This is a genomic window from Amycolatopsis sp. lyj-84, from assembly GCF_046549075.1.
Classification (GTDB): Bacteria; Actinomycetota; Actinomycetes; order Mycobacteriales; family Pseudonocardiaceae; genus Amycolatopsis.
On the sequence record NZ_JAJPWO010000008.1, the window covers coordinates 396,125 to 421,469 of the forward strand.

Here is a 25,345-nt window from a genome sequence, read left to right on the forward strand (position 1 = left end):
TGCGGCCGCTCAAGAGGAGAACGCACAGATGACCCCCGCGCGTAAGACCACCGGGCGTGTCGCCTTCGTGGGCTCGGGCCCCGGTGACGCCGGTCTGCTGACCGTCCGCGCTCAGGAGCTGCTCGCCAAGGCCGAGGTCGTGGTGACCGACCCGGACGTCCCTTCGGGCGTCCTGGCCCTCACCGCCGAGGGCGCCGAAGTGCGCCCCGCCGTCGGCGAGGCCACCGAGGTCGCCAAGGACCTGGTGAACGAGGCCAAGGCGGGACGGCTGGTACTCCGGCTGATCGCCGGTGACCCGCTGACCCAGCCCGCCGTCGTCGCCGAGGTGCAGGCCGTTTCCCGGACCAGCGCCGTCTTCGACATCATCCCGGGCGTCTCGCCCGGCGCCGCCGTCCCGGCATACGCCGGTGTCGCGCTCGGCGGCACGCACACCGAGGTCGACGTCCGCGGTGACGTCGATTGGGCCGCGCTGGCCGCCACCCCGGGCCCGATCGTGCTGCACGCGACTTCGGCGCACTTGGCCGAGGCCGCGTCCGCGCTGACCGAGCACGGGCTGCCGTCGAGCACCCCGGTCGCGGTGACGTCCAACGGCACCATCAACACCCAGCGCACCCTGGACACCACGCTGGCCACCGTCGCGAACGAGGCAGGCGAGCTCGTCGGCCCGCTGATCGTGACCATCGGCCAGGCCGTCGGCCAGCGCTCGAAGCTGTCGTGGTGGGAGTCGCGCGCGCTGTACGGCTGGAAGGTCCTGGTGCCGCGCACCAAGGAGCAGGCCGGTGAGATGGCGGAGCGGCTTCGCGGCCACGGCGCCACCTCGCACGAGGTCCCGACCATCTCGGTCGAGCCGCCGCGCAGCCCCGCGCAGATGGAGCGTTCGGTCAAGGGTCTCGTCGACGGCCGCTACCAGTGGATCGTCTTCACCTCGACCAACGCCGTCCGCGCGGTGTGGGAGAAGTTCGAGGAGTTCGGCCTCGACGCCCGCGCGTTCTCCGGCGTGAAGATCGCCTGCGTCGGCGAATCGACCGCCGCGAAGGTGCGCTCGTTCGGCATCATCCCCGAGCTGATCCCGGAAGGTGAGCAGTCCTCGGAAGGCCTCCTCGCCGAGTTCCCGCCGTACGACGACGTCCTCGACCCGGTCGACCGCGTGCTGCTGCCGCGGGCGGACATCGCCACCGAGACCCTTTCGGCCGGCCTGCGTGAACGCGGCTGGGAGATCGACGACGTGACCGCGTACCGCACGGTGCGTGCCGCGCCGCCGCCAGCCGAGACCCGCGAGATGATCAAGACCGGCGGTTTCGACGCGGTCTGCTTCACCTCGTCCTCGACCGTGCGGAACCTCGTCGGCATCGCCGGCAAGCCGCACACCCGCACGCTGGTCGCGTGCATCGGCCCGAAGACCGCGGAAACCGCCGTGGAATTCGGGCTGCGGGTCGACGTCCAGCCCGAGAAGGCCGACGTCCCGCACCTGGTCGACGCGCTCGCCGAGCACGCCGCGCGGCTTCGCGCCGAAGGTGCGCTCCCGCCGCCGCGCAAGGCGAAGCGGGCCCGCCGCTCCTGACGGTTCGTTGAAGTACGTGAAGGCCCCCTTCCTTGCGCCAGACGCAAGGAAGGGGGCCTTCACGTACTTGGGCCCTTCGCGCAGGTAGTCGACTACTTGCGTAGGGGTCGTGAGTGGAGATTCGTGGACTGTGTGGATTTTGGGTCATCTAACGCCCCAAAATCCACACAGTCCGGTCGTCACTGGTCCGATCGTGGTGGGCTGTGTGGAAATAGGGACACTCAACGTCCCTATTTCCACACACCCCTTCGCACGTAGTCGACTACTTGCGATCCGCACACTGGTCTCCTGACGATCACCGCTGAAGCCCCCTTCTCACGTTTCGCGTGGGAAGGGGGCTTTTTCGGTCCTTAGTGAATATTTATCGCGCGGGTAGCGGTGGTACTTAGCCTCGGTGGCTCGACAATCACTGGGGAGTGATCATGAAGTTTCTTGTTCGGGCCACGACGGTCGCCGGTGTGCTGGCGCTCGGTTTCGCCGGATTGGCGGGCACCGCCTCCGCCGCGCCGACCACGTCGCTGGAGGTGTGCAGCCCGCTCGGATGCGCGGTGCAAAGCGTCCAGGCCACCATCGGTCCGGGAGAGCTGTTCACCACGTTGACCGACAACTCGCCGACTGCGGCCCTCATCGCACAGTTCATCGTGTCCCCGCCGAGTCAGACCAGCATCGTCCACGTCAACGATGGGGCGTTCCATGGCTTGGTCAGGTTGCCGAGCGGCTGGAAGCAGCTGACGGTGAAGGCCTGCTCCACCCCGACCAACTGCAACAGCAAGTCCATCATCCGGCTGTAAGGCCTCGTGAGTGGCCCTACTGGATTCTGGCTTCGGCTGATCGGAGGTCCGGTCCGTGAAGGCCTCCTTCCCTACCTTCAGAGTAGGGAAGGAGGCCTTCACGGACCGGCTCGACCACCCGGCGAACGGCTCAACGTCGCGAGGCCTCAGGACCGCGGCGGCATGTCGCGAAAGCCACTTTCACAACCATCAACGTTGCGAAAGTGGCTTTCGCACCTCCGGCGATGGAGTCCGAAACCGGAGCGGTCCCGTCGACCCGAATCGCCACTCAAGACCGCCTCAGCTGAAGAACTTCACGACCTCCGTGTAGGCCAGGTACGCGAACATCGCCAGGCAGATGCCCAGCAGCCCGTTCGAAACCCAGCCGGACCGCCCCGACCTCGGCACCCGCGACGTATTCAGCATCACCAGCAACGTCGCCGCCAGGAACGGCATGAACAACGAGCCCAGTACGCCGTAGATCACCGTGAGCTGGAAGGGCTGGTCGAGGAACAGCAACGCCATCGGCGGAAAAGTCAGCCACAGCACGTAACCCCGATAGGCAAAACTGCGCTCCCCGGCCTTTTTCTCGTACGCCTCAACGCTTTCCGTCGTGTCCGCGGGCAGCCGCAGGATGCGCCACCAGTCCGCGAAGAGCAGGCTCACGCCGTGCCAGACGCCGATCACCGACGTGAACGAAACCGCGAAAAAGCCGATGAGGAACGGGATCCGCGCCCATTGCCCGTAGTCCGCGGCGAGCGTGTCACCGAGGAACAGGAGGCCCTTGTCGCCCGAGATGATCTTCTGGCCCAGCAGCAGTTCCGCGCCGACGATCAGCATCGCGATCACGAAGATCCCGGTCATGAGGTAGCCGACGGCGTTGTCGGTGCGCATCATCGGCAGCCACTTCGCCGAGCGCCAGCCCTTCGCGAGCGTCCAGTAGCCGTAGGCCGCCAGGGTGATCGTGCCGCCGACACCGCCGACCAGGCCGAGGACGTAGACGAGCGAGCCGTCGGGCAGGGTCGGGACGGCGCCTTCGAACAGCGCGGTGAAGTTCGGCATGACGAGGATCGCCGTGCCGACCACGGTCACGAACATCACGCCGGTGAGCACCGTCATCAGCTTCTCGATGATCGCGTACCGGCCGAACCACACCAGCGCGAAGCCGAGCAGGCCGCAGATCATCGCCCAGTACCGCACCGGAAGCGCGGGGAAGAGCGCGTTGAGCGGCAGCCCGGACGCCGACATCGCGGTCGCGCCGTAGACGAACCCCCAGATCACCGCGTAGATCCCGAAGTAGATCAGCGCCCAGATCCCCAGCGTCCGCCAGCCGGACAGGATCGTCCGGCCCGACGTCAGATGCCAGCGGCCGACGGCTTCGGCCAGCGCGAGTTTGAAGATCGTCCCGACGAGCACCGCCCACAGCAGCGTGTACCCGAAGCGCGATCCGGCCACCATCGTCGCGACGAGGTCGCCCGCGCCGACCCCGGTCGCGGCGGCCATGATTCCTGGCCCGACCTGGCGCAGCCGTGCGCGCCAGCCGACGGGCGGTTCTTCCAGTTGGTCGGTCACCGTTGAACTCGACATGCGGTGGAATGTAACCCGCGTCACAGTGGGTACAAACCGGACGAAGGTGACTCTTTACCGTCTCTTAGGGAACGCCGCCCGACTGGACCAATGCGCCTTTCACCGCGCCTGCGGACCGGTTCTCAAGCGGGCCGGAGTACCGTCGTAGGGGTGTTTCCCGAACATCGTCCCCGCAGGCTCCGTACCACTCCGGCCATGCGCAGGCTGGTCGGTGAGACGACGCTGCGCCCGCGCCAGCTGATCCTCCCGATGTTCGTGGCCGAGGGCATCGACGCGCCCCGCCCGATCTCCAGCATGCCCGGGGTCGTCCAGCACACCCGTGACACGCTGCGCAAAGCCGCCGTCGAGGCGGTCAACGCCGGCGTCGGCGGGCTGATGCTGTTCGGCATCCCGAAGACGCGTGACGCGGAGGGTTCCGGCGCGGTCGATCCGAACGGCATCCTCAACGTCGCCCTGCGCGATCTGCGGGCCGAGCTCGGCGACGCGACGGTCCTGATGGCCGACACCTGTCTCGACGAGTTCACCGACCACGGTCACTGCGGCGTCCTCGACGCCGATGGCGGTGTCGACAACGACGCGACCTTGCGCCTGTACGCGGAGATGGGTCTCGCGCAGGCGGAATCGGGCGCGCATCTGCTCGGGCCCAGCGGGATGATGGACGGCCAGGTCGGTGTCATCCGCGCCGCGCTCGACCGCGCCGGGCGCACCGACACCGGAATCCTCGCCTACTCGGCGAAGTTCGCCAGTGCGTTCTACGGCCCCTTCCGCGAGGCCGTCGACTCGCAGCTGAAGGGCGACAGGAAGACATACCAGCAGGATCCGGGCAACGTGCGTGAAGCGCTGCGCGAGATCGAGCTGGACATCGCCGAGGGCGCGGACATGGTCATGGTCAAGCCCGCGCTGTCCTATTTGGACGTCATCAGGGCCGCCGCCGAAGCGTCGCCGGTTCCCGTGGCGGCGTACAACATCTCGGGTGAGTACGCGATGGTCGAAGCCGCCGCCGCGAACGGCTGGCTCGAACGCGAGCGCACGATCCTCGAGGTGCTGACGTCGATCCGCCGCGCGGGTGCGGACATGATCCTCACCTACTGGGCGGCCGAAGCCGCTGCTTGGCTGGACTAGGCTGCCTCGCGTGAGCGACAGCGAAGCGGGCGAAACGGACGACGAGCGCCGCAAGCGGGGGAGGGCACCCGACCCGATCCTTCTGGGTCAGGAGCCGCCGAAGCGGGTCGTGCCGAAGCCCGTCGCCCTCTCGTTCTGGCTGTGGATCGCGACCGGTCTCACCCTGATCGCCGGACCCGCCTGGCTGCAGATCGGCAGGCAACAGGTGATCGACGAGTACTCCAGGCAGAACGCCGTGCAGCCCGACCCCGCGCTGAAGGTCGACCCGGCACGGATCGTCGAGGGCGTCGATGTCCTGATCAGGAACCTCTTCGTCGGAGCGATCACCTTCGCCCTGCTGTTCGGCCTTTTCGCTTACAAGGCCCGCGAGGGCACGCGTTCGGCCAGGGCGGTGCTGACCGGTCTCGCGATCTTCCTGGCGCTCGTCGGGGTCTTCCTCCTCGGTGGCGCGCTCTTCGTGGTCATCGCCACGCTGATCGCGGCGATCGCGCTGATCCTGATGTACCTGCCCAGCGTCGCCGACTACTTCCCGAAGGTCGGGCGCGAGCTGCCATGACGCCCGAGCCGGCTCTCTACGGTGAACCCGGCGTCGGCTGGACGGCGTTGCTGTGGGCACCGCTGTTCGCCCTCGCCGGGCTGCTCGCCGAACTGGCGACCGGCGGACCGGTCCACTGGCTGGCCTGGATCCTGGTCGCGGCGGGACTGGTGCTGATCACCGTGCCGTGGGTGTACGCCCGCCGCCGGTACCTCTCGCTCGAAGTCACCGCCGACGGCTACCGGCAGGGCCGCGAAACCCTGGAGGCCGCCCGGATCACCGAGGTCCTCGATGACGAAGAAGCCCCGGTCGGGGCGCGGGTCCTCGGCGGCGGCTGGACGATCCCCAAGAAGCACGGCGAGGTCGGCCTGAAGCTCGACGACGGGGTCTTCGTCCGCGCCTGGGCCAAGGATCCGGACGCCCTCCGTGAGGCTCTCGAAGATTTGGTGCGTGCTCGCACCACAGAGTCATGAGAAGCTGCTCACTGTGATCGACCTTCCCCAGCCGACCGGGGCCGACCTGTGGCCACCGGAGGACGCCCGGCCCGCGGCCCGCCTGCACAAACCCCTGCGCGCCGTGGTGGGTGCCGTCGAGCTGATCCTCGCCGCGCTCGCGGTGTGGGGTGTTTTCGCGTGCTGGAAAGCCGGGGTCGTCCCGGTCGTGATCACCTACGGCGAGACGACGACCCTCGAATCGCAGCGCTACTTCGGCGGCCCGCTCGCCGGCGCCATCGGGCTGGGGGTCCTGGCCGCGATCCTGGTGGTGGACGCGATCCGCCAGTTCCTCCTCGCCGTCCGCACCAAACAGCGCAAGCCCAAGGACTAGTTGAGCCAGACGACGGCGGCGTTGACCGCGGTCGAGAACAGCAGCCACAGCAGGTACGGCACGAGCAGCCAGGCCGCGAGCTTCGACCGGCGCCCGAATTCCATCATCGTGATGGGCACCACGAAGTCCAGCAGGACGACGTCGGCCAGCGCCAGGGCGTGCGCGCTGCCGGCGAAGAACAACGGCGTCCACAGCAGGGTCAGCAGCAGGCAGAGGCCGTAGAAGGCGAAGCCGCGCGTTTCACCGTCCGTCCGCCAGTAGAACCAGCCCGCGACGGCGACCACGAGGAGCAGAACCGACCACATCGGGCCGTAGAGCCACCCTGGCGGCGCCCACGACGGACGCGCCAGCGCGTTCTGCGCCTCGGAGCGGGTGGCCACGGCCAGTGCGGCCACCACCCCGACGATCACCGACAGGGCGATGAATCCGGCCAGGGCCTGCCAGCGCAGGCGACGATGGTGGGTCGGCGGTGAAGGCACCGTGGACACGTGGGTTCCTCCGCGAGTGTTTCGACAGGAGTGCTTCCCACCCTAGTGGGACCGGTCACGCCGCGCCCGGAACCGCGAGGACTCGGCGGCGGGTGTCATCCGGGATTTGCGAGACTGGGGGCGTGACTACCGGAGTCGATCAGTCCAAGGCATGGTTCGAACGAGCGAAGGCCGTGGTCCCGGGCGGGGTGAACTCCCCGGTGCGGGCCTTCAACTCCGTCGGCGGCACCCCGCGGTTCATGGTGCGCGGCGAGGGTCCGTACCTGTGGGACGCCGACGGCAACCGCTACGTCGATCTAGTCTCCTCGTGGGGGCCGATGATCCTCGGGCACGCGCATCCGGACGTCGTCTCCGCCGCGCGCGAAGCCGCCGTCAACGGCCTGTCGTTCGGCACGCCGACCCTCGGTGAGGTCGAGCTGGCCGAGGAGATCATCGGGCGCGTCGAGCCGGTGGAGCAGGTCCGCCTGGTCAACTCCGGCACCGAGGCGACGATGAGCGCGATCCGGCTGGCCAGGGGGTTCACGGGCCGGGCGAAGATCATCAAGTTCGCCGGTTGCTACCACGGTCACGTCGACGCGCTGCTCGCCGAAGCGGGCTCCGGAGTCGCGACACTCGGCCTGCCGACGTCGCCCGGTGTCACCGGCGCGCAGGCGGCCGACACGATCGTCCTGCCCTACAACGACCTCGACGCGGTCCGGAAGTCCTTTGTGGACAACCCGGAGTCGATCGCCGCGATCATCACCGAAGCGGCCGCGGGCAACATGGGCGCCGTCGCTCCGGTCGAGGGCTTCAACGCCGGGCTCAAGGAGATCGCGCACGAGCACGGCGCGCTGCTGATCATGGACGAGGTGATGACCGGGTTCCGCGTCTCGAAGGCGGGCTGGTTCGGCCTCGAAGGCGTCGCCGGTGACCTGTACACCTTCGGCAAGGTGATGTCCGGCGGGCTGCCCGCCGCCGCCTTCGGTGGCCGCGCCGACGTCATGGCGAAGCTGGCCCCGGGCGGGCCGGTGTACCAGGCGGGGACGCTGTCGGGGAACCCCGTCGCCGTCGCCGCCGGGCTCGCGACCCTGCGCGCGGCCGACGACGCCGTGTACGCGGCCCTCGACGCCAACGCGAAGCGGCTCGGCGACCTGTTCGACCGGTCGCTGACCGAGGCCGGGGTCACGCACACCGTGCAGTACGCGGGCAACCTGGTCAGCGTGTTCTTCAGCGAGACCCCGGTGACGAACTACCCGGGCGCGCAGGCTTCGGAGACCTGGCGGTTCCCGGCGTTCTTCCACGCGTTGCTGGACAACGGCGTGTACGCGCCGCCGAGCGCGTACGAGGCGTGGTTCGTCAACGCGGCCATGGGTGACGCCGAGTTCGAGATCATCGAGTCCGCGCTACGCGTGGCCGCCCGCGCTGCGGCCGAGGCGGTCCAGGCGTGAGCGAGACGACGATCGTGCACCTGCTCCGCCACGGTGAAGTGCACAACCCGGACAAGATCCTGTACGGCCGGCTGCCCGGCTTCAAGCTCTCCGACCGCGGCCAGCGCCAAGCGCTGACCGTCGCCGAAGCCGTCGCGACGCACGACATCACGCATGTCGTCGCTTCGCCGCTTCAGCGCGCGCAGGAGACCGCGGCGCCGATCGCGGCCGCGCACCGGCTCGACGTCGACACCGACGAGAGGCTCATCGAGGCGGACAACCAGTTCGAGGGCGAGCGGGTCGCCGTCGGCGATGGTGCCCTTCGCCAGCCGAAGCACTGGCCGAAGCTGGTCAACCCGTTCCGGCCGTCGTGGGGCGAGCCGTACGTCGAGATCGCGCACCGCATGCTCGGCGCGATCTACCGCGCGCGGCAGGCGGCCGAGGGGCACGAGGCGCTGTGTGTCTCACACCAGCTGCCGATCTGGACCGTGCGGCGGTTCCTGGAGGCGAAGCGGCTCTGGCACGACCCGCGCGTCCGGCAGTGCTCGCTCGCGTCGCTGACCAGCCTGGTCTTCGAGGGCGAGGAACTCGTGCGGATCGTCTACAGCGAGCCCGCCGGCACCACCGATCCGAAGGTGACCGGGGCATGAAGCGGATGCTGGCGGCCATGGCGGTGCTGCTGCTCGCCGTCACGGGCTGCACGACCGGCAAGGACGCCGTCGTCACCGGCGGCAGCTTCAACTTCGTGTCGCCGGGCGGGAAGGTCGACATCACCTACGACGTCGCGGACCGCCAGAAGTCACCGACGCTGTCCGGCGACGACCTCATGAACGAGGGCAAACAGCTCTCGATCGCCGACTTCCCCGGCAAGGTCATCGTGCTGAACCTGTGGGGCCAGTGGTGCGGGCCGTGCCGCGTCGAGGCGCCCGAGATGCAGAAGGTCTACGACCAGACCAAGGCGTCCGGCGTCGAGGTGATCGGCATCGACCTGCGCGACAACGACCGGCAGCCGCCGCAGGACTTCATGCGGGACCGGAAGCTGACGTACCCGTCGATCTACGACCCGTCCGGGCGGACGCTGCTGCAGCTCTCGGGCTACCCGCGCAACATCATCCCGTCGACGATCGTGCTGGACAAACAGCACCGCGTCGCGGCGGTGTTCCTGCGGGACCTGCTGGCTTCGGACCTGCTGCCCGTCGTCGAACGCCTGGTGGCCGAACCCGCCTGACCCGCGCGTTTCGTCCTCTGGTTGCGGTCCTTGCACACGCAACGACCGCAACCAGAGGACGAAACGCGGAGGGCGGCGGCGGTCTGAGCTCGGAGCTGAAGGGGCCTTTCCCTGCATCTGATGCGGGGAAAGGCCCCTTCGGGGCGTTACATGCGGCGAAGGGCCCCTTCAGCCCGCCGCCTGACCCGCGCGTTTCGTCCTCTAGTTGCGGTCCTTGCACACGCAACGACCGCAACTAGAGGACGAAACGCGGAGGCTGGTTATCCTCCTCGTCTGCCGCGTAGGGCGGCTCTGAACTGGGGAGAAGGAAATGACGACTGCTGGAGATGTGCCCAGAGCAGGTCAGCGTGACGCCGAAGCCATGATCGCGGAGGCCAAGAAGGCCCTCTTCGTCATGGTCGGCGTGCTCGTGGTCCTCTGGCTGATCCAGATCTACAACGCCATCGACGGCTACGCGCTCGCCCTCGAATACGGGACACGGGCGCGGGAGATCAGCTCGCTGCCCACCGTGCTCACCGCGCCGCTGATGCACGCCAGCTGGGGGCACATCGAGTTCAACTCCGGGCCCCTGTTCATCTTCGGGTTCCTCGCGGCGTATCGCGGGGTGAAGAAGTTCCTCAGCGTCACGGTCCTGATCGCGGTGACGAGCGGCCTCGGCGCGTGGGCCCTGCACGACTCCGGCACGATCGGCGTCGGCGCGAGCGGGCTGGTGATGGGGTACTTCGGGTACGTGCTCGTGCGCGGGATCTTCGACCGGCACAAGATCGACATCGTGATCGGCCTGGTCATGGCGTTGTGCTTCGCGTACCAGTTCACGAACCTGTTCCCGCAGGACGCGGGCGTCAGCTGGCAGGCGCACCTCTTCGGCTTCCTCGGTGGCCTGATCGGCGGCTGGGTGTTCCGGGACCGTCGTCCCAAGCCGGTGGACGCCGCGCCCGCCTTCCCCACCATCCCGCTGACGCCGCCCGACACCCTCAAGTAGTCCTCTGGTTGCGGTAGTTCGTCAGCGAACTACCGCAACCAGAGGACGAAACGCGGGAACCTCGGTCACGACAGGGCTGAAGGGGCCTTTCCCCGCATCTGATGCGGGGAAGGGGCCCTTGCCCGCGTCGCATGCGGCGAAGGGCCCCTTCAGCCCCCACCCCACGCCCCGCGTTTAGTCCTCTGGTTGCGGTCCTTGCGCGTGCAACTACCGCAACCAGAGGACGAAACGCGGGAGAGGGGGACGGGACCAACGTCCTGACCGGGTGCGACGTAGGTCCCGTTGGGCCAGCCCCGGCGTTTTGACTCCGACCACACTGCCTACGCTCAGCCGAGTGAACGCAGTAACTCCGCAAGATGCGTGGCCACGTTGGCGACGGGTGTAACCGAGCTGGCCCTCTCAGGGCCATTGCTGCTCGCTGCGGGTGTCGCGCTGCTGGCCGGGACGATCTCCTTCGCGTCCCCGTGCGTCGTGCCGCTGGTGCCCGGATACCTCGCGTACCTGGCGGCGCTGGTCGGCGCGGACGCTCCCGCGGTCAGCCCCGACGAGGAGCGCAAGAAGGGCCGCTACGCCGTCGTCGGTGCGGCGGCGCTGTTCGTGCTCGGGTTCACCGTCGTCTTCGTCGTGACGCTGGGGACGCTGGTCTGGATCGCCGACGCCGTCGCGGTGAACATGGACCTCCTCCAGCGCCTCGGCGGCGTGCTGACCATCGCCATGGCGCTCGTCTTCCTCGGCTGGATCCCCGGCCTGCAGCGCGAGTTCCGGTCGCACCACGTGCCGCGCGGCGGCCTCTGGGGCGCGCCGGTGCTCGGCGCGGTGTTCGGGCTCGGCTGGACGCCGTGCATCGGGCCGACGCTGTCCGCGGTCATCTCCATGGCCAGCGCCACCGGCGGGGCGGCGGCGCGCGGTTACGTGCTGATCCTGGTCTACTGTCTCGGCCTCGGGCTGCCGTTCCTGCTCATCGCGTTCGGCGCCCGCTGGGCCGTCCGCGCCACGGACTGGCTGCGCCGCCACGGCCGTCAGGTGCAGGTCTTCGGCGGCGCCCTGCTGATGATCGTCGGCATCCTGCTGGTGACCGGACTGTGGGGCGACATGACCGGCTGGATCAGAGACACCCTCGTGACCGACCTCAGGCTGCCCTTGTGACCACCGAATACCGCCAGACGCCGCTGAAGCGGGTCCTCGCCTTCCTGCGCAACACTTGGCGCGGGCTGACGTCGATGCGCACCGCCCTGGTGCTGCTGTTCCTGCTCGCGCTCGCCGCGATGCCCGGCGCCCTGCTGCCGCAGCGGAACCTCAACGTCGCCAAGACCGACGAGTACATCGCCGCGCACGGCTGGTGGGGCGAGCTGCTCGACCGCACGCAGTTCTTCGAGGTCTACGGCAGCGTGTGGTTCTCGGCGATCTACATCCTGCTGATGGTCTCGCTCATCGGCTGCCTCGCGCCGCGCAGTCTCGACTACGCGAAGGCGATGCGCGCCAAGCCGGTGCTCACGCCGCGCAAGCTCGCGCGGATGCCGCACCACCTGTCCACCACGACCGACCGGACTCCCGAAGCGGTCATGAAGGACACGCACGCGCTGCTCAAGGGCTGGCGCCGCGTCGAGCACGAAGAGGCCGACGGAGCCCGAAGCATCTCCGCCGAACGCGGGTACCTCCGCGAGACCGGCAACCTCGTCTTCCACTTCGGCATGCTCGGCCTGATCATCTTCTTCGCGCTGGGCAAACTCTTCGGCTACGAAGGCCAGGTCATCGTCCAGGCCGACAACAGCCAGTGGTGCAACTCCGGGATCCTCGGTTACGACACCTTCAACGCGGGCCTCCGCGTCGACGGCACCGACCTGAACCCCTTCTGCATCCGCCTGAAGGACTTCGAGGCGCGCTACACCGAGGCCGGACAGGCGAACTACTACCACTCCAACATGGAGTACCAGTCCGGCGAAGACCTGCAGACCGGCGCGTGGAAGCCGTACGGACTCGAGGTCAACTCGCCGCTGCGCACCGCGGGCGACCGCGTCTACCTGCTGAACTTCGGGTACTCCCCGAAGTTCACGGTGACCTTCCCCGACGGCACCGTGCGCACCAACATCACGCCTTGGCGTCCCGCCGACGAGCCGACGAAGCTCTCCGAAGGCGCGACGAAGATCGACCAGCCCGGCATCGCCGACCCGATCGAACGCCGCACCCGGCAGCTCGCGATCACCGGACTGCTCGCCCCGACCGCGTTCCTGCACGGCAACGTGCTGACGTCGTCGCGGCCCGAGGCGAGCAAGCCGGCCGTGGCCGTCGACATCTACCGCGGCGACCTCGGCCTCGACGCCGGCCGCGGGCAGTCGATCTTCCAGATCGACCAGTCGCTCGTCGAGGACGGCAGGCTCAAGAAGCTCACCCGGCAGAACCTGAACCAGGGCCAGGAGACCGTGTTGGACGACGGCACGAAGGTCCGCTTCGACGGCGTCCAGGAATGGGTCGCCATCCAGGTCTCGCACGATCCCGTCCAGGGCTGGGTGCTGGTCTGCGCGGTCGCGATGCTGATCGGGCTGGCGGGATCGTTGCTGGTCAAGCGGCGCCGGGTCTGGGTCCGGGTGATCCCGGCGCGTGAGGGCGGGACAGGTACCGTGATCGAGGTCGCCGGGCTGGCGCGCACCGATCAAGCGGGCTATGGCGAAGAGTTCCAGCGGATCGGCGACAAGCTGGTCCAGGGGCAGAGAGGCAACTAGAGGTCATGCCGATCAACGAGACGCTGTCCCAGTACAGCGACTACTCCTACACCACCGCGGCGGCGATCTACGTCATCGCGCTGATGTTCGCCCTCATCGAGCAGGGTTTCGGGGCGAAGGGCCGCCTGGCGGCCGAACGCAGCATGCAGCGCTCCCGCGAACTGGTCGGCGCGGGCGGTCCGCCGTCGACGCCGCCGGCTTACGGGACGCCCGCCGAGCCCCCGCGTGAGATCGGCCGCCCCGAGCGCATCGGCCGCATGGGCGCCGCGCTGCTGGTGCTCGCCGCGCTGCTCCACCTGTCCGCGATCGTGTTGCGCGGGCTCGCCGTGAACCGCGCGCCGTGGGGCAACCTCTACGAGTACGGCATGGCCACGACCTTCATCGCCGTGGTGACCTGGATCGTCATCATGCGGAAGTTCCCGGTCCGCCACCTCACCGGCTTCCTGCTGCTGCCGGTCGTCATCCTGATGTTCGTCAACGGCACCATGCTCTACACGACGGCCGCGCCGGTGCAGCCCGCGCTGCAGTCGTACTGGCTGATCATCCACGTCTCCGCGGCGATCATCGGCTCGGGTGTCTTCCTGGTGCCGGGTGTCGCGAGCGTCCTTTACCTCTTCCGCGCCGCCCACGACGACAACCCGGCGAAGTTCGCCAAGTTCGGCCCGAAGCTGCCCGCCGCGGACGTGCTCGACCGCATCGCCTACCGGACCACCATCTTCGCCTTCCCGATCTTCACCTTCGGCGTGCTCTGCGGCGCGGTGTGGGCCGAGGCGGCGTGGGGCCGGTTCTGGGGCTGGGACCCCAAGGAGACCGTCGCGTTCGTGGCGTGGGTCGTCTACGCGGCGTACCTCCACTCCCGGGCCACCGCCGGCTGGCGGGGGAAGCGGGCCGCGATCATCAACATCGTCGGCTTCTCCGCGACGATCTTCAACATGTTCTTCGTGAACCTGGTGACGTCGGGCCTGCACTCCTACGCCGGGGGCTGACCGTCGCCGCTGCACGCGAGCCGACTACCGTCAATACTGAGGTAATGGGGGAAGACGTGCGCGGAGGAGGAATTCAGCGGTGACCGGACCCAACGAAGAATCGGCTCCTGGCCACCCCGAACCCGTCGAGAGCGACCAGTCCTCGGAGTTGTTCTCCGAGGACAGGACGGACTCGGCGCCGCACCCGCCCGCGAGCGCCTTCGAGGCCGAGCCGACCCAGGTCGTCCAGCCCCAGTACCCGCAGCAGGCGCAGTACCCGCAGCAGCCCGCCCAGCAGCAGCCGCCGTTGCCGCAGCAGCCGTTGCCGCAGCCGTCGCAGGGGCAGTACCAGCAGGCCTACGACCAGAACCTGCCCCCGCTTCAGCCTCAGCAGCAGGCGCCGCAGCAGGCCGCCCAGTACCCGCCTCAGCAGCAGCAGTACGCGCCGCCTCCGCAACAGCAGGCGGTCCAGCAGCCCGGGGTGCCGGGGCTCCCGCAGCCGCAGGGCAGGCACGCGCTCCCGGACGAGCTCGCCACCGCGAGCCTGGTCAAGCCGCAGAAGCGCAAGCCGCAGTCGGGCTGGCGCAAGGCGCTCTACGTGGGCACCGGCAAGCTCCTCAACCCGGGTGAAAGCCCGGCCGACACCCGCAAGCGTGAACTGATCGCGCAGATCAACCAGCCGCTGCGCGGGTGCTACAAGATCGCGATGCTGAGCCTCAAGGGCGGCGTCGGCAAGACCACCACGACCACCACGCTGGGCTCGACGTTCGCGTCGCTGCGCGGTGACCGGGTCGTCGCCGTCGACGCGAACCCGGACCGCGGGACGCTGTCGCAGAAGATCCCGATCGAGACCACCGCGACCGTCCGGCACCTGCTGCGGGACGCGGACAAGATCACCAGGTACAGCGACGTCCGGTCGTACACCTCGCAGGGCGGGAGCAGGCTGGAGATCCTCGCCAGCGAGCAGGACCCGGCGGTTTCGGAGGCGTTCTCCGAGGACGACTACCGGCGCACGGTCAACCTGCTGGAGCACTTCTACAACATCGTGCTCACCGACTGCGGGACCGGTTTGATGCACTCGGCGATGAAGGGCGTCCTGGACGTCGCGGACGCGCTGGTGGTGGTCTCGTCAGGGTCCGTGGACGGCGCGCGCAGTGCCTCGGCCACGCTCGACTGGCTGGAGGCGCACGGCTACGGTGACCTGGTCAAACGGTCCGTCGCGGTGATCAACTCGGTGCGGCCGAAGGGTGGCTCCGTCGACCTCGACAAGCTCTCCGCGCACTTCGGCGCGCGAGTCCGGTCGGTCTGCCGCATCCCGTTCGACCCGCACCTGGAAGAGGGCGCCGAGATCGAACTGGACCGGCTCGACGCGGACACCCGGCTCGCGCTGCTGGAGCTGGCCGCCACCGTTGCCGACGGTTTCGGAGGCCAGCAGTACCGGCAGGTCCAGCCCTAGTCTTTGTCCTCGTCTTTACCTTTGCGCTGTTGCTCACCGAGCTTGCGCAGGAAGTCGGGGTCGTCGTCCGGGGCCAGCGTCGGCCGCGGCGAGGGCACCCCGACACGCTCGATCCCGAACGCGCGCCACAAAACCACGGCGACGGTGAGCGCTCCGATGGCCGCGAGCAAATAGATCATGCTCGGTCCCTTTCCGCGTGGAGGACGTTGCTCAGTCCCACGAGGCTAGCCTCTTTGCCGCGCGCGGGGGGACTCACGGATACCCCAATGTGACGAAGGGCCATTACGAACCCTTCGTCACCGGAGTCCCGTTTGGGAGTAATGCGAGGTCAGACCTTGCGAGTGGGCTCGCTGGCGTCGGTGGTCAGCTCGGCGAGGAGCTCGTTCACTTCGGCCTCACGGAACCGACGGTGTCCGCCGGGCGTGCGGATCGAGCCGATCCGGCCCGCGGTCGCCCATCGGGTCACGGTCTTGGGGTCAACCCGGAACAGGGCCGCCACTTCACCGGGGGTGAGCAACCTTCCGCCCATGGTCGCGGTCATTTTCCGCCTCCTTCACGGCTCAACTGCTAAACCGGCTCCACTGCCAAAACCGAGAGAGGCCTTGTGTCCGTCGAGCTCGGGTAGCCAACACGGCAATCGTTGCATCTCACCCGTCAGGTACTCGAACGGTTGTCCAACAGTAAAGAGCCCTTAAAGGTCAAAACCGACAACCGCGACATGTGTGGCCGGACCCCGCGGTCTTGTCACGGATGTACGAAAACGCGCCCTGGTCATGCGAATCGGGCCATGGGACCTAAGGTGTAGCGGTGGACCAGGTGGATCGGAAGATCATCGCGGCATTGCGGGAGAACGGCCGGGCTACCTACGCCGACCTCGGCCGGTCTGTCGGGCTCTCGGCTTCATCAGTGCACGAGCGGGTCGGCAAACTCGAGGCCGCCGGCGTGATCACCGGCTACCACGCCATGGTCGATCCCAGCACGGTCGGACTCGGGGTGACGGCGCTGGTCGGCATCCACCCCACCGACACCGCGACCGACGAAGACGTCGCGGCCGCACTGGGGGCACTGGACGAGGTCGAAAGCTGCTACGCCGTCGCAGGTGACGAGGCTTTCGTGGTCAAGGTGCGCGTGGCGACCGTCGACGATCTGGAGCGGTCGCTCAACCGGCTGCGGCGGATCCCCGGCGTCGGCCGGACGAACACCACCGTCGTGCTCTCCACCCGCTTCGAAGGGCGGCCCAACAACGCGGGCCTGGACGACGTGCAGAACGGCAACGCGTAGCCTCCGTTGATGTGAGCGATAATCACCTGCCCCGTGACTTGACGCTGTACGTGCTGGCCAGGTTCCTTCTGGTCGGGGTCATCGGCGGCGGGTTGCTGCTGGTCAACGTCCCGCTGCTGGTCGCGCTGCTGATCGGCCTGGTCGTGGGCCTGCCGCTGGGCCTGCTGCTGTTCCGCCCGCTGAACGCGCGCGTGACGGCCGGGCTCGCCCGCCGCAACGAGAAGCGCGCTCGCGCTCGTGCCGAACTGCGCTCCCAGCTCCGCGGCGACCGGGCGGACGGGGCAGCGTGAGCAGGCTCCACAGCCGCAGCTGGGTCCGCGAAGCCGTCCGCATCATCGAGGCCGACGCGAACCGCAGTGCCGACACGCACCTGCACGTCTTCCCGCTGCCCGCCGACTGGGGCATCGACCTGTACTTGAAGGACGAGTCCGTCCACCCGACAGGCTCGCTCAAGCACCGGCTCGCGCGTTCGCTCTTCCTGTACGGCCTGGTGAACGGCCAGATCGGGCAGGACACCGTGCTCGTCGAAGCGTCCAGCGGCTCGACGGCGGTTTCGGAGGCCTACTTCGCGCGGATGCTCGGGCTGCGGTTCATCACCGTGGTGCCGCGCAGCACCTCGCCGGAGAAGATCGCGCTCATCGAGTTCTACGGCGGCGAGTGCCACTACGTCGACCGCGCGCCGGACATGTACCCGGAGGCGGAGCGGCTCGCTTCGGAGTGCAACGGCCACTACCTCGACCAGTTCACCTACGCCGAGCGCGCGACGGACTGGCGCGGCAACAACAACATCGCCGAATCGGTGTACGCGCAGATGCAGTCCGAGCGGCACCCCGTGCCGACGTGGATCGTGGTCGGCGCCGGGACCGGCGGCACGAGCGCGACCTTCGGCCGCTACGTGCGCTACAAGCGGCACACCACGAAGATCGCCGTCGTCGACCCGGAGAACTCGTCGTTCTTCGGCGCCTGGGAAACCGGCGCGCTCGACTACGCGACCGGGATGCCTTCGCGGATCGAGGGGATCGGACGGCCGCGCGTCGAGCCTTCGTTCGTGCCCGGCGTGATCGACGAGATGTTCCAGGTGCCGGACGCCGGCTCGCTGGCGGCCATCCGCGTGCTGCGCGAGCGGACCGGGCACTGGGCGGGCGGCTCGACCGGGACGAACCTCTTCGGCGCGTTCACCCTGATCTCGCGGATGATCTCGGAAGGCCAGGCGGGCAGCATCGTCACGCTGCTGTGCGACGGCGGCGAGCGGTACGCGAACACGTACTACGACGACGAGTGGCTGGCGCGGAAGAACATCGACATCGCGCCTTATCTGGAGAAGTACCAGGAGTTCCTGGTGAGCGGGAAGCTCGCTCCGGAGGTCTAGGGGCTCGTGAGTGGTCGCTGGCCGGGGCACGTCAGCCGGTTCGGGGTGTCGCGAAAGCCACTTTCGCGACGTCTGATGTCCCGAAAGTGGCTTTCGCGACACTCACGGACCCGAATCGCCACTCAAAACCCGGGCTTTACCTCAAGATCGCGGGATCGCCAAAGGAGCGAGGGACCTTTGCTATCGCCTGGGCCACCGGTAGTGGGCGCCGCCTCCGGCGAGACCCACGGATAGTGGGTCGAAGCGGGAAACCCAAGGCATGAACGGTCCGTTCACGCCTCCTCGCCCACCCGAGCCCGACGTGGGCTGAAGGGCCCTTTCCCCGCATCAGATGCAGCGAAGGGGCCCTTCGCCGCGTCGCACTCGGTGAAGGGCCCCTTCAGCCCACTAAAGAGACGTCAGAGCGCGAGAGCGACCGCGGTCAGGATCGCCCATCCCAGCATGGCGAACCCGGTGTCGCGCAGCGCCGGGATCAGCGCCCGTCCCTGCTGTCCGCCGCCGACGGCCTTGACCGACTTCAGCAGCAACGGCGCGGTCAGCAAGCCCAGCAGCGCCCACGGTGTCACGAAGGCGAGCAGCACGCTCACGACGTACGGCACCGCGATCAGCACCAGGTAAAGCCGCCGCGTGCCCTTGTCACCGAGCCGGGTGGCGAGCGTGCGCTTGCCGGACTCGATGTCGGTCGGGATGTCGCGGAGGTTGTTGGCCGTCAGCACGCCGGTCGAGAACGACCCGACGGCGACCGCACAGCCGAACGCAGTCCAGCTGAGCTGTCCGGCTTGGACGTACACCGTGCCCAGCACGCCGGCCAGCCCGAAGAAGACGAAGACCGCGATCTCGCCGAAACCGTAGTAGCCGTAAGGCTTCTTGCCGCCGGTGTAGAACCAGGCGCCGAGGATGCAGACCGCGCCCATCGCCAGCAGCCACCACAGTCCGCTGATCGCGACGAGCACGAGCCCGAGGAATCCGGCGAGCCCGAGGGACACGAGAGCGGCCGTCAGGACGGCTTTCGGCTTCGCGACCCCGGAGCCGACCAGCCGCAGCGGGCCGACGCGGTTCTCGTCGGTGCCGCGGATGCCGTCGGAGTAGTCGTTGGCGTAGTTGACGCCGACGATCAGGGCCAGTGAGACCAGCAGCGCGAGGAGCGACCGGGACCAGGAGAAGCCGTCGAGCGCGACCGCCGCGCCGACTCCGGCGACCACCGGCGCCACCGCGTTGGGCAGCGTCCGCGGGCGCGCCCCTTCGATCCATTCACCAGCAGTCGCCATTCCGCCATTCTGGCCCTGGCGACTACCCGCCGGTATGCGGGGCTCGTCACCCGCTCGCGGTGCCGAGCCACCGCGAGCAGGGGACGAATCGTGCTACTTCAGATCCTTGATCGTGTCTTCGAGCGTCCAGGTGAGTGTGCCGCTGTTCGGAACGGCGGTTTCCGGTTCGTCCGCCAGCGCGGGCCCGGCCAAAGCGACCAGTCCCATCGTGACGGCGGTGCAGGCCAATACTGTGCGTGTCCAGCGCGTCATGGTTAGACGTAAACCCGCGGGTAATGATCCTGTCAACTACGTCCCGGTAATCGGTGGAGAATTCACGACCTTCGTAGGAGATTCCGGACGGCCGTCCTGTCGACCTTTCCGGGGCCTCGCAACGGTAGTTCTTCCGTGAATTCGACCCGCTTCGGAGCGGCCGCCGCACCGGCCTCTTCGCGGCACGCGGCACGCAGGGAATCGACGTCGCAACCAGCGCCGACGACGAGCGCGACGACGGCTTCGCCCCACTCGGGGTCAGGTACTCCGACCACGCACGCGTCCCGGATTCCGGGCTGTGCGGTCAAGATCCGTTCGACGGCCGCGGCGGCCACCTTCACGCCGCCGGTGTTGATCATGTCGTCGACCCGGCCGAGGACCTCCAGGCGTCCATCCGGTGACCAACGGCCGCGATCGGAGGTGCGGAACCGGCCTCCCTCGAAGGCCTCCGAAGTCAGGTCAGGTCGCAGTCGGTAGCCGTGCGCGAGGATCTCACCCGTGATACAGACCCGCTCGTCTTCGAGTTCGACGTGTACTCCATCCAGCGGTACGCCGTCGTAGACGCAGCCACTTGCGGTCTCGCTCATGCCGTACGCGGGCACGATCTTCACGCCCGCTTCGGCCGCGCGCTCGCGGAGTTCCGCGGTGGTCGCCGCGGCGCCGACGATGATCGCGTCGAACGCGCGGGCCGCCGCGAGTCCCGGCCCGGCGTCGTCCAGCAGTCGCCCGAGCTGAGTCGGCACGAGCGCGGTGTAGCGAGGCCCCTCCAGCGCCAGCAGCGGCGCGGCGGCTTCGGCGAAGTCGTCCGGGCGGAACCCGGGGGCCTGCAGCACGGCGGGCGTCGTCCCGGCCAGGAGCGAGCGGACCAGCACTTGCAGCCCGCCGATGTACTGCGCCGGTGTCGCGAGCAGCCAGTGTCCCGGCCCGCCGAGCCGCGCGTGGGTCGCCCGCGCCGACGCGGCCAGCGCGGCAGCCGAGAGCAGGACACCCTTGGGCTCGCCGGTGGACCCCGAGGTGGCGATGATCACGGCCGTCCCGGGCTCGGCCGGGCGTGTCGGCTCCATTGCGTCCCGCAAGGCCTCCGACGCGTAGGGGAGGACGGCCGGGCCGCCGCCGAGCGCCTCGGCCAGTGCCGAGGTCAGCTCGGTGATCGACTCCGGACTCCCGTCCACCCCTACTGTGCGCATCCCGCCAGCCTAGGCCCGCGCCCACAGATCGCGTTTAGCCCGCTAAACGCAGGTCAGTAGTAGTACGGGAAGGCCGACCAGTCGGGGTCTCGCTTCTCCAGGAAGGCGTCCCGGCCTTCGACCGCCTCGTCCTGCATGTACGCGAGCCGAGTGGTCTCTCCGGCGAAGAGCTGCTGGCCGACCAGGCCGTCGTCGGTGAGGTTGAACGCGTACTTGAGCATCCGCTGCGCCGTCGGCGACTTGCCGTTGATCGCCCACGCCCAGTCCAGCGCCTCGGCCTCGAGCTCCGCGTGCGGGACGGCGGAGTTGACCGCGCCCATCGCCTGCATCTGCTCGGCCGTGTACTCGCGCCCGAGGAAGAAGATCTCCCGCGCGAACTTCTGCCCGACCTGCTTGGCCAGGTAGGCCGAGCCGTAGCCGCCGTCGAACGAGCCGACGTCGGCGTCGGTCTGCTTGAACCGCGCGTGCTCGGCGGAGGCGAGCGTGAGGTCGCACACCACGTGCAGCGAGTGCCCGCCGCCCGCGGCCCACCCCGGGACCACCGCGATGACCACCTTCGGCATGAACCGGATCAGCCGTTGGACCTCGAGAATGTGCAGCCGTCCGGCCCTGGCCGGATCGATCGTGTCGGAGGTCTCCCCATCCGCGTACTGATACCCGGAGCGTCCGCGAATACGCTGGTCACCACCGGAACAAAACGCCCAGCCGCCGTCCTTCGGCGACGGGCCGTTGCCGGTGAGCAGGACGCAGCCGACGTCCGAGCTCATCCGCGCGTGGTCGAGCGCGCGGTACAGCTCGTCGACGGTGTGCGGACGGAAGGCGTTGCGGACCTCGGGACGGTCGAACGCGATGCGCACGACACGTTTGCCTGAGCGGCTCTCAGAGGAGCGGTGATAGGTGATGTCGGTGAAGTCGAAACCTTCGACTTCCGTCCACGAGGCGGGGTCGAACAGCTCGGAAACCTGGGCGTCATCCACGTTTGGGAGAATAGGACGTGTGGCCGTGAGTCGTAGTGTGAAACCCGAGGTCTGCCGGTGAACCCTTCCACCGCGCAGGCAAGGGTCATCGTCGACGAACTCGTCCGCAACACCGTCTCCCACGTCGTCCTCTGCCCGGGTTCCCGGAACGCCCCGCTGTCGATCGCGCTCTACGACGCGGCGGCCGCCGGACGTCTCCAGCTGCACGTCCGCATCGACGAACGCGGCGCCGCCTTCCTCGCCCTCGGCATCGCCGCGCGCACCGGCCGCCCGGTCGCCGTGCTGTGCACCTCGGGCACCGCGGCCGCGAACTTCCACCCCGCCGTGCTGGAGGCCGACCGCGCGGGCGTCCCGTTGATCGTGCTGACCGCCGATCGCCCGCCCGAGCTGCGGGCCGCCGGGGCGAGCCAGGTCATCGACCAGCACCAGCTCTACGGCAACGCCATCCGCTACTTCGACGAGCTCGCCGTCGCCGAACGCCGTGCCGGGCAGAACTCGTACTGGCGCGGCCAGATCTGCCGCGCCTGGAACGCCGCGTACGGCGAGTGGCGCTGCGGGCCGGTACACCTGAACATCCCGTTCCGCGAGCCGCTCGTGCCGGACATCGACGATGACGGCGAGTGGTACGAGTCACTCGAAGGGCGCCCCGACGGCGCTCGCTGGACCGAGCTCCCCGACTTCGGCGCGCTTCCCTCGTTCGTGGTGCCCTCGGCCCGTCACGGTCTGGTCATCGCGTGCGACACCGGCGTGCAGGCCGCCAGCGAATGGGCCGAGCTGCACGGCTGGCCGGTCGTCTCCGAGACCGGTGGCATCGGGCTGGCCGGAGCGACGGCGATCTCGTCCGGCGCGTGGCTGCTCGGCGTCGAGGAGTTCATCTCGCGGCACAAGCCCGAGCAGGTGCTCTGCATCGGCCGTCCGACGGTGTTCCGGCAGGTCCAGCGGGTCCTGTCCGATCCGGACGTCGAGGTGCTGCTGGTCCGGCCCGATTCGGACTGGCCCGCGCCCGCGCACAACGTCCGGCAGGTCGGCCAGTGGTTCGACGAACCGACCAAACCGGCGGATCCGGAGTGGCTCGCCAGCTGGCAGCGCGCGGACAAGGCGGCGTCGTCGGCGGTGGCCGAGGTGCTCGCCGACGAACCGTGGCCGAGCGGGCTGCGCCTGGCCACCGAGCTGGTCGACGCGGTCCCGGAGGGATCACTGCTGGTCGTCGGCTCGTCCAACCCGACCCGCGACGTCGCGCTCGCCGGACGGCTGCGGCCCGACGTCCTCGTGCACCGCAACCGCGGCGTCGCCGGGATCGACGGCATGGTCTCGACCGCGATCGGCGCCGCGACCGTCCACAGGGGACATTCGTACGCCCTGCTCGGCGACCTGACGTTCCTGCACGACGCGAGCGGCCTGCTGACCGGGCCCGCCGAACAGCGCCCCGACCTGACGATCGTGGTCCTCAACGACGACGGCGGCGGCATCTTCTCGCTGCTGGAGCAGGGCGCGCCCGAGCACAACGCCAGCTTCGAGCGGGTGTTCGGGACGCCGCACGGCGCCGATCTCGGTGCCCTGTGCGCCGGCTACCGCGTCCCGCACGTCGTCGCCGAGACGCTCACCGAGTTCCGGGCCGCGCTGAAGCCCGCGCCGGGTCTGCGGGTGGTGGAGGTCCGGGTGGACCGAACGCGCCATCGCGAGCTGCACGGGCGCCTCCGTACGGCGGTTTCCTCCGCGGTACGGGCTGTCTAGCCGATTTCCGTCTCAGTCCAGAGGGTAGGAACCCCTCCTTCGGACGTGTCTGCGTGGTGATCATCTGGCTACGTTCGAGCGCGCTGACAAATCCTGGGAGGGATTCGCAATGCGCTTGAAGACTCGCGCCGGCTTCGCCGGACTGACCGCGGGCGTCGTCTCGGTGCTGCTCGTGGGCTCCGCGGCCGCCGCACCCGCGCCTGGCTCGATCGGCGTCGGTGACCCGTACTACCCGCACGCCGGGAACGGCGGCTACGACGTCGGGCACTACGACCTCAGACTGACCTACCAGCCCTCGACCGACCTGCTGTCCGGGGCCACGACGATCCTGCTCACCGCGACGCAGGACCTGTCGCGGTTCAACCTCGACTTCGGCCTCAAGGTGTCGAGCGTCCGGGTCAACAACCGGCCCGCGCAGTTCGCGACGTCGACCGACGGCACCGGTGAGCTGACCGTCACGCCGTCGACGCCGCTGAAGAAGGGCCAGACGGCGACCGTCGTCGTGGCCTACGCGGACACGCCGTCGAAGGTGAAGATCGACGGCTTCACCGCCTGGAAGAAGACCCCGGACGGCGCGCTGGCCGTCGACGAGCCGCAGAGCGCGGCCTGGTGGTTCCCGTCCAACGACCACCCGACCGATCTGGCCACCTACGACATCTCGGTCGAGGTCCCGAACGACGTCGCCGCGCTGTCGAACGGCACCCTCGTGCGCAAGACGGTGCAGCGGCCGGGCTGGACGCGCTGGAACTGGCGCAGCACCAAACCGCAGGCGACGTATCTCACGTCGCTCGAAGTCGGCAAGTTCGAGGTGAACGAGCAGACCACGCCGGACGGCAAGCCGTTCATCACCGCCTACGGCGCGGACCTCGGCGAATCGCTCGGCGCGGCCAAGGCCAGCATCGAGCGGACGCCGGAGATCACCGAGGTGCTCGCCTCGAAGTTCGGGCCTTACCCGTTCGAGGCGCAGGGCGGCGTCGTCACCACCGGCATCACCTTCGCGCTGGAGAACCAGACGCGTCCGGTGTACGGCGCGCGGGCCTTCCGGTCCGGCTCCAACACCTCGATCGTCGCGCACGAGCAGGCGCACCAGTGGTTCGGCGACAACGTGACGCTCGGCAAGTGGAGCGACATCTGGCTGAACGAGGGCTTCGCCTCCTACGGCGAGTTCCTGTGGTCGGAGGAGACCGGCGAGGGCACGGCCGACGAACTCGCCCAGTACATCTACGACTCGGCCCCGGCCGAGGACCCGTTCTGGCAGGTCCTGCCCGCCGACCCCGGTGAGCCGAACCAGTTCCACGCGGCCGTCTACGACCGCGGCGCGCTCGCGGTGCACGCGTTGCGCAAGGCTGTGGGCGACGACACGTTCTTCCGGATCCTGCAGACCTGGCAGCAGGTCAAGAAGGGCAAGTCGGCGGTGATCCCGGAGTTCATCGCGCTCGCGGAGAGGATCTCGGGCAAGCCGCTGTACGACCTGTTCCAGACCTGGCTCTACACCAAGGGCAAGCCGTCGGTGAGTCCTAACGGGACCCCGGCTTCGGCACTCCGGGCCGCCACGGCCCCGGTCGCGCCGAAGTCCTACCCGCAGATCAAGGCGACGCACGAATTCCTCGGCGAGCGACACGCCCACTGACG

The 25,345-nt window shown here is 68.9% G+C and carries 27 protein-coding genes; 19 read left to right on the plus strand and 8 right to left on the minus strand.

Going from position 1 to position 25,345, the window contains the following annotated elements; translation table 11 throughout:
- Positions 1–28: 28 nt before the first annotated feature.
- Together ACLJRM_RS25790 and ACLJRM_RS25795 are read left to right on the plus strand one after the other, a co-directional pair.
- A complete protein-coding gene (locus ACLJRM_RS25790) occupies positions 29–1,561 on the plus strand; it encodes a uroporphyrinogen-III synthase (RefSeq protein ID WP_101612017.1) in 1,533 nt (510 codons plus the stop codon).
- A gap of 422 nt (positions 1,562–1,983) precedes the next feature.
- The gene (locus ACLJRM_RS25795) at positions 1,984–2,352 is read left to right on the plus strand and encodes a hypothetical protein (RefSeq protein WP_410664495.1); all 369 of its coding nucleotides are present in this window, start codon (positions 1,984–1,986) and stop codon (positions 2,350–2,352) included.
- 279 nt (positions 2,353–2,631) lie between these two features.
- Here the strand turns inward: ACLJRM_RS25795 and ACLJRM_RS25800 are convergent, their stop codons facing one another.
- Positions 2,632–3,918: an Nramp family divalent metal transporter gene (locus ACLJRM_RS25800; RefSeq protein WP_410664496.1), complete on the minus strand. Its 1,287-nt coding sequence runs from the start codon at positions 3,916–3,918 to the stop codon at positions 2,632–2,634.
- Positions 3,919–4,068: 150 nt separating this feature from the next.
- On the opposite strand from ACLJRM_RS25800, the gene hemB reads away from it, so the two are divergent.
- The 4 genes from hemB to ACLJRM_RS25820 are packed head-to-tail and all read left to right on the plus strand — an operon-like array spanning position 4,069 to position 6,400.
- Positions 4,069–5,040 (plus strand): porphobilinogen synthase, encoded by a 972-nt coding sequence (gene hemB, locus ACLJRM_RS25805; RefSeq protein ID WP_410664497.1) that lies wholly within the window; start codon positions 4,069–4,071, stop codon positions 5,038–5,040.
- 10 nt (positions 5,041–5,050) lie between these two features.
- Complete coding sequence (locus tag ACLJRM_RS25810; RefSeq protein ID WP_410664498.1) at positions 5,051–5,596, plus strand: hypothetical protein; 546 nt, start codon at positions 5,051–5,053, stop codon at positions 5,594–5,596.
- A complete protein-coding gene (locus ACLJRM_RS25815; protein ID WP_410664499.1) occupies positions 5,593–6,048 on the plus strand; it encodes a hypothetical protein in 456 nt (151 codons plus the stop codon). Before ACLJRM_RS25810 ends, ACLJRM_RS25815 begins: the two co-directional genes overlap by 4 nt.
- A complete protein-coding gene (locus tag ACLJRM_RS25820) occupies positions 6,026–6,400 on the plus strand; it encodes a hypothetical protein (protein WP_101612022.1) in 375 nt (124 codons plus the stop codon). The genes ACLJRM_RS25815 and ACLJRM_RS25820 overlap by 23 nt, the downstream gene beginning before the upstream one ends.
- Here the strand turns inward: ACLJRM_RS25820 and ACLJRM_RS25825 are convergent.
- Positions 6,397–6,888, minus strand: coding sequence for a TspO/MBR family protein (locus tag ACLJRM_RS25825; RefSeq protein ID WP_101612023.1), 492 nt, complete (start codon positions 6,886–6,888; stop codon positions 6,397–6,399). The genes ACLJRM_RS25820 and ACLJRM_RS25825 overlap by 4 nt on opposite strands.
- 122 nt (positions 6,889–7,010) lie before the next feature.
- Here ACLJRM_RS25825 and hemL point away from each other — a divergent pair, with 122 nt between their 5' ends.
- The 8 genes from hemL to ACLJRM_RS25865 all read left to right on the plus strand — a co-directional run bounded on the left by hemL (position 7,011) and on the right by ACLJRM_RS25865 (position 15,645).
- Positions 7,011–8,315: a glutamate-1-semialdehyde 2,1-aminomutase gene (gene hemL, locus ACLJRM_RS25830; RefSeq protein WP_410664500.1), complete on the plus strand. Its 1,305-nt coding sequence runs from the start codon at positions 7,011–7,013 to the stop codon at positions 8,313–8,315.
- The gene (locus ACLJRM_RS25835; protein WP_101612025.1) at positions 8,312–8,944 is read left to right on the plus strand and encodes a histidine phosphatase family protein; all 633 of its coding nucleotides are present in this window, start codon (positions 8,312–8,314) and stop codon (positions 8,942–8,944) included. Before hemL ends, ACLJRM_RS25835 begins: the two co-directional genes overlap by 4 nt.
- Positions 8,941–9,522: a TlpA family protein disulfide reductase gene (locus ACLJRM_RS25840; protein WP_410664501.1), complete on the plus strand. Its 582-nt coding sequence runs from the start codon at positions 8,941–8,943 to the stop codon at positions 9,520–9,522. The genes ACLJRM_RS25835 and ACLJRM_RS25840 overlap by 4 nt, the downstream gene beginning before the upstream one ends.
- A gap of 310 nt (positions 9,523–9,832) precedes the next feature.
- Entirely contained in the window at positions 9,833–10,504 is a 672-nt protein-coding gene (locus tag ACLJRM_RS25845; RefSeq protein WP_101612027.1) for a rhomboid family intramembrane serine protease, read from the plus strand.
- A gap of 360 nt (positions 10,505–10,864) precedes the next feature.
- Positions 10,865–11,650 (plus strand): cytochrome c biogenesis CcdA family protein, encoded by a 786-nt coding sequence (locus ACLJRM_RS25850; protein WP_410664502.1) that lies wholly within the window; start codon positions 10,865–10,867, stop codon positions 11,648–11,650.
- A gap of 74 nt (positions 11,651–11,724) precedes the next feature.
- Positions 11,725–13,224 (plus strand): cytochrome c biogenesis protein ResB, encoded by a 1,500-nt coding sequence (locus tag ACLJRM_RS25855; RefSeq protein WP_233223112.1) that lies wholly within the window; start codon positions 11,725–11,727, stop codon positions 13,222–13,224.
- 5 nt (positions 13,225–13,229) lie between these two features.
- Positions 13,230–14,210, plus strand: coding sequence for a c-type cytochrome biogenesis protein CcsB (ccsB, locus tag ACLJRM_RS25860; protein WP_410664503.1), 981 nt, complete (start codon positions 13,230–13,232; stop codon positions 14,208–14,210).
- A gap of 79 nt (positions 14,211–14,289) precedes the next feature.
- A complete protein-coding gene (locus ACLJRM_RS25865; protein ID WP_410664504.1) occupies positions 14,290–15,645 on the plus strand; it encodes a MinD/ParA family protein in 1,356 nt (451 codons plus the stop codon).
- On the opposite strand, the gene ACLJRM_RS25870 is transcribed toward ACLJRM_RS25865, so the two are convergent.
- Entirely contained in the window at positions 15,642–15,824 is a 183-nt protein-coding gene (locus tag ACLJRM_RS25870) for a hypothetical protein (protein ID WP_101612031.1), read from the minus strand. The genes ACLJRM_RS25865 and ACLJRM_RS25870 overlap by 4 nt on opposite strands.
- A gap of 149 nt (positions 15,825–15,973) precedes the next feature.
- Positions 15,974–16,186: a BldC family transcriptional regulator gene (locus ACLJRM_RS25875; protein ID WP_016330944.1), complete on the minus strand. Its 213-nt coding sequence runs from the start codon at positions 16,184–16,186 to the stop codon at positions 15,974–15,976.
- 266 nt (positions 16,187–16,452) lie between these two features.
- Between ACLJRM_RS25875 and ACLJRM_RS25880 the strand changes: the two genes are divergently transcribed.
- The 3 genes from ACLJRM_RS25880 to ACLJRM_RS25890 are packed head-to-tail and all read left to right on the plus strand — an operon-like array spanning position 16,453 to position 18,295.
- A complete protein-coding gene (locus tag ACLJRM_RS25880) occupies positions 16,453–16,926 on the plus strand; it encodes an Lrp/AsnC family transcriptional regulator (RefSeq protein WP_168214478.1) in 474 nt (157 codons plus the stop codon).
- 11 nt (positions 16,927–16,937) lie between these two features.
- Positions 16,938–17,216, plus strand: coding sequence for a DUF4229 domain-containing protein (locus ACLJRM_RS25885; RefSeq protein ID WP_101612032.1), 279 nt, complete (start codon positions 16,938–16,940; stop codon positions 17,214–17,216).
- On the plus strand, positions 17,213–18,295 hold the full coding sequence (locus ACLJRM_RS25890) for a PLP-dependent cysteine synthase family protein (RefSeq protein ID WP_410664505.1): 1,083 nt from the start codon (positions 17,213–17,215) through the stop codon (positions 18,293–18,295). Before ACLJRM_RS25885 ends, ACLJRM_RS25890 begins: the two co-directional genes overlap by 4 nt.
- A 398-nt stretch (positions 18,296–18,693) precedes the next feature.
- On the opposite strand, the gene ACLJRM_RS25895 is transcribed toward ACLJRM_RS25890, so the two are convergent.
- From ACLJRM_RS25895 to ACLJRM_RS25910, 4 genes are all read right to left on the minus strand, one after another.
- Complete coding sequence (locus tag ACLJRM_RS25895; protein WP_410664506.1) at positions 18,694–19,563, minus strand: 1,4-dihydroxy-2-naphthoate polyprenyltransferase; 870 nt, start codon at positions 19,561–19,563, stop codon at positions 18,694–18,696.
- Positions 19,564–19,656: 93 nt separating this feature from the next.
- Entirely contained in the window at positions 19,657–19,815 is a 159-nt protein-coding gene (locus ACLJRM_RS25900) for a hypothetical protein (protein WP_168214479.1), read from the minus strand.
- 62 nt (positions 19,816–19,877) lie between these two features.
- Positions 19,878–21,002, minus strand: a complete 1,125-nt coding sequence (gene menE, locus ACLJRM_RS25905) for an o-succinylbenzoate--CoA ligase (protein ID WP_410664507.1) — start codon at positions 21,000–21,002, stop codon at positions 19,878–19,880.
- A gap of 53 nt (positions 21,003–21,055) precedes the next feature.
- Positions 21,056–21,979, minus strand: a complete 924-nt coding sequence (locus ACLJRM_RS25910; protein WP_101612035.1) for a 1,4-dihydroxy-2-naphthoyl-CoA synthase — start codon at positions 21,977–21,979, stop codon at positions 21,056–21,058.
- A 57-nt stretch (positions 21,980–22,036) separates the two neighbouring features.
- On the opposite strand from ACLJRM_RS25910, the gene menD reads away from it, so the two are divergent.
- Both menD and ACLJRM_RS25920 read left to right on the plus strand, forming a co-directional pair.
- Entirely contained in the window at positions 22,037–23,713 is a 1,677-nt protein-coding gene (gene menD / locus ACLJRM_RS25915) for a 2-succinyl-5-enolpyruvyl-6-hydroxy-3-cyclohexene-1-carboxylic-acid synthase (protein ID WP_168214481.1), read from the plus strand.
- 109 nt (positions 23,714–23,822) lie between these two features.
- A complete protein-coding gene (locus tag ACLJRM_RS25920) occupies positions 23,823–25,343 on the plus strand; it encodes a M1 family metallopeptidase (protein ID WP_101612037.1) in 1,521 nt (506 codons plus the stop codon).
- Positions 25,344–25,345: the final 2 nt, after the last annotated feature.

Coding starts and splice junctions, on each gene's coding strand:
- ACLJRM_RS25895 (WP_410664506.1), bottom strand. CDS start 19,563: ATGGCGACTGCTGGTGAATGGATCGAAGGGGCGCGCCCGCGGACGCTG.
- ACLJRM_RS25815 (WP_410664499.1), top strand. CDS start 5,593: ATGACGCCCGAGCCGGCTCTCTACGGTGAACCCGGCGTCGGCTGGACG.
- ACLJRM_RS25920 (WP_101612037.1), top strand. CDS start 23,823: ATGCGCTTGAAGACTCGCGCCGGCTTCGCCGGACTGACCGCGGGCGTC.
- menE (WP_410664507.1), bottom strand. CDS start 21,002: ATGCGCACAGTAGGGGTGGACGGGAGTCCGGAGTCGATCACCGAGCTG.
- ACLJRM_RS25800 (WP_410664496.1), bottom strand. CDS start 3,918: ATGTCGAGTTCAACGGTGACCGACCAACTGGAAGAACCGCCCGTCGGC.
- ACLJRM_RS25790 (WP_101612017.1), top strand. CDS start 29: ATGACCCCCGCGCGTAAGACCACCGGGCGTGTCGCCTTCGTGGGCTCG.
- ACLJRM_RS25870 (WP_101612031.1), bottom strand. CDS start 15,824: ATGATCTATTTGCTCGCGGCCATCGGAGCGCTCACCGTCGCCGTGGTT.
- ACLJRM_RS25875 (WP_016330944.1), bottom strand. CDS start 16,186: ATGACCGCGACCATGGGCGGAAGGTTGCTCACCCCCGGTGAAGTGGCG.
- ACLJRM_RS25840 (WP_410664501.1), top strand. CDS start 8,941: ATGAAGCGGATGCTGGCGGCCATGGCGGTGCTGCTGCTCGCCGTCACG.
- ccsB (WP_410664503.1), top strand. CDS start 13,230: ATGCCGATCAACGAGACGCTGTCCCAGTACAGCGACTACTCCTACACC.
- ACLJRM_RS25795 (WP_410664495.1), top strand. CDS start 1,984: ATGAAGTTTCTTGTTCGGGCCACGACGGTCGCCGGTGTGCTGGCGCTC.
- ACLJRM_RS25845 (WP_101612027.1), top strand. CDS start 9,833: ATGACGACTGCTGGAGATGTGCCCAGAGCAGGTCAGCGTGACGCCGAA.
- ACLJRM_RS25855 (WP_233223112.1), top strand. CDS start 11,725: ATGCGCACCGCCCTGGTGCTGCTGTTCCTGCTCGCGCTCGCCGCGATG.
- ACLJRM_RS25900 (WP_168214479.1), bottom strand. CDS start 19,815: ATGACGCGCTGGACACGCACAGTATTGGCCTGCACCGCCGTCACGATG.